Origin of the sequence: Promineifilum sp. (SeqCode), from assembly GCF_041918635.1 — a bacterium.
In the GTDB taxonomy this organism is placed as follows: domain Bacteria; phylum Chloroflexota; class Anaerolineae; order Promineifilales; family Promineifilaceae; genus Promineifilum.
This window is the reverse complement of sequence record NZ_JAYRVJ010000003.1, coordinates 1-2,695: the sequence shown is the minus strand read 5'-3', so window position 1 is coordinate 2,695 and position 2,695 is coordinate 1. Positions and strand designations below refer to the sequence as shown.

At 66.4% G+C, this 2,695-nt stretch carries 3 protein-coding genes; 1 reads left to right on the top strand and 2 read right to left on the bottom strand.

The features are described 5' to 3' along the window. Positions 1-78: 78 nt before the first annotated feature. Positions 79-636 carry a formylglycine-generating enzyme family protein gene (locus ACE3UY_RS00060; protein WP_374685506.1) on the bottom strand — a complete coding sequence of 186 codons (558 nt, stop codon included), beginning with the start codon at positions 634-636 and terminating at the stop codon, positions 79-81. 73 nt (positions 637-709) lie between these two features. On the opposite strand from ACE3UY_RS00060, the gene ACE3UY_RS00055 reads away from it, so the two are divergent. Then, positions 710-2,089, top strand: a complete 1,380-nt coding sequence (locus ACE3UY_RS00055) for an ISNCY family transposase (protein WP_374685505.1) — start codon at positions 710-712, stop codon at positions 2,087-2,089. 123 nt (positions 2,090-2,212) lie between these two features. Here the strand turns inward: ACE3UY_RS00055 and ACE3UY_RS00050 are convergent. After that, the coding region (locus ACE3UY_RS00050; RefSeq protein WP_374685504.1) for a hypothetical protein at positions 2,213-2,695 on the bottom strand (483 nt) is incomplete at its 5' end.

Sequence of the window (2,695 nt, the reverse complement as noted above, 5' to 3'; positions counted from 1 at the left end):
CTCTGCTCCCACATCGCGCCAGTTAGCCAAGATCGAAAGAAAGAATTCAGGAGAAGATCAGAATTCAGAAACCAGCAATCAGGAGCCAGGATCGGAGAGAAGTTCGACCACCCGGAACCCGACAGCGTTGTACCTGTAGTGCGGGATGTAGCGGCTCCGGAACGCGGCGCGCGTGTACTGATTGTTGAGGCTCCACGCGCCCCCGCGCAAAGCTCTGTGTTCGCCTGAGTTCGGTCCGGTTGGATTTACGGCAGGCTGATCCCCGTAGCCGCCATACCAGTCGTTCACCCATTCCCAGACGTTCCCGGCCATATCTAGCGCGCCGACCCAGCTCGCGCCGTCGGGATAGAAACCGACCTTCCATGTGTCACCAATGCAATTGTTGAAGTTGAGCAGTTCGCAGGACGGCGCTTCATTCCCCCACGGATAGGTCCAACCCTCCGGCCCGCGCGCGGCGTACTCCCACTCCGCCTCGGTCGGCAGCCGACCGCCAGCCCAGGTTGCATATGCCGTCGCGTCGTCCCAGGAAACGAGCACTACCGGGTGAGCGTCCAGCCCGTCCACGTTGCTGTTTGGCCGCCGCGGATGCCGCCAGTCCGCGCCCTCAGTGTATTCCCAATTGCCGGCCTCTGTCAAGGTGTATCCGCCGCCCTTGTTATGCTTCAGCGAATCTGACACCCCTTAAGAGAAAAGCGAAAATGTCACCCACATGGACAAGGTGACATTGAACAACAAGGAACAGAAACGACTGATGGTGCTCAATGAGGTGTTGGCCGGACGGCTCAGCGGGCCAGCGGCGGCGGAACTGCTAGGGTTGAGCCTGCGGCAGACGCGGCGGCTGTTGGCGGCCTATCGGCAGGCGGGGGCGGCGGGGCTGGCGCATGGCAATCGGGGGCGGGCGCCGGTCAACAAGGTCAGTCCGGCGGTGGCCGAGGCGGTGGTGCGGCTGGCGCGGGAGGAGTACGCGGACTACAACGACCGGCACTTCACCGAGGAGTTGGCCGAGCAGCACGGGATTGCCCTGTCCAGCCCGACGGTGCGGCGGCTGCGGCGGGGGGCGGGGTTGGGCAGCCCGCGCAAGCGCCGGACGCCGCGCCATCGGCGACGGCGGGCGCGGTATCCTCAGGAGGGCATGCTGGTGCAGGTTGACGGCAGCAAGCACGATTGGCTGGAGGGACGTGGGCCGTGGCTGACGCTGCACGCGGCCATCGACGATGCCACGGGGGAAGTGGTCGGGGCGGTGTTTCGGGAAGAGGAGGATGCCACCGGCTACGCCCTGCTGTTGCACCACCTCAGCCAGACCCACGGGCTGCCTCTGGCGCTGTATGCCGACCGTCACACCATCTTCCAGAATCCGAAGGAGGCGACGCTGGCCGAACAACTGGCCGGGCTGGAGCCGCGCACCCACCTGGGCCGCCTGCTGGACGAGTTGGGCATCCGCCTCATCCCGGCCTACTCGCCGCAGGCCAAGGGGCGCGTCGAACGCCTCTTTCAGACCTTCCAGGACCGCCTGGTCAAGGCCCTGCGCCGCGCCGACGCCCGCGATGCGGCCCAGGCCAATGCCGTCTTGCCCGCCTTCCTGCGGCGCTTCAACCGGCGCTTCAGCCAGCCATCCGCCCAACCCGGCTCGGCCTATCGTCCCCCACTCTCCCTGGCCGAGGCCAATGCGCGCATCCACTTCACCTACTGGCGCACCGTCGCCAATGACCACACCATCAGCCTCTTCGGCCACGTCCTGGCCCTGCCGCCGCTGCCCGCACGCCTCAACCTGGCCGGCCGGCGGGTCGCCCTCCACCACCGCATGGATGGCCGTCTGGCCGTCGTCTACGGTGACCACCTCCTCGGCCTCCTCCAGCCCGCCCATCTCGGCCCACCCCGCCTGGAGCGGTTCACCCCCGCCCCCCAGCACCTGCTCATCCAGCCGCCTGTGGTCGCCCCCGCCCTCGACGTGAAACCAGACGCCCCTTCCTCTCAGCCAGCGCCCAAGCCTTTCAGACCGCCACCTGACCACCCCTGGCGTCGCGGCCGGGACAACGACAACTCTAATACTCAGCAGCGGCCCCGACCGCTGCCAAACGACTCAGGGTGACTTTTTCGCTGACGCATTAGGGGTGTCATTGTCGCTGAATACCAACACGGAAATTGAGCGGACGCTTGGCTGCGAATGAAGATCGTCCATCGCAGAAAACGGGCAGCGGCAGGGCGCGGGCGGCTACTCTTCCGCGTCCGAATCCGATCCGTCCACAAGCTTCTGCCAGAGCCACTCCAATGAATCTACCGGTTCCGCGCGGGCGTCAGTGGATAGCTCCTCGATCGCGCTATTCACATAGGCTGACGCGCCCCCCTCCGCCCATCGCACATCGCCGGCGTCGCGAAACAGAGAGGCGGCGCGGGCGAGCGCGGCCGGTTCGGCGTCCACGTCCGGCGCTTCCTGCCGGAAGGTCAGTGTGGCGTTGGGGTCGAACCGCAACAACGCGGCTTCCAGTTCTTCATCCAGCTCGGGCAAATGACGGCGTCGGCCGATGCGCAGACCGCGCCACGTGCAGCTGCGACAGGCATAGCGGTAGGCCGGAATGCCGGCCAGGCCATAGAAGCGGTCGCTGAATTGGCGCGACACCCGCACCAGCTCTCGTTCGTGACAGTTGGGGCAGCCGGCGCTGGCCCATAGGCGTTCTTCGCCCATGATCGCCCGCCG

Coding starts and splice junctions, on each gene's coding strand:
- ACE3UY_RS00055 (WP_374685505.1), top strand. CDS start 710: ATGGACAAGGTGACATTGAACAACAAGGAACAGAAACGACTGATGGTG.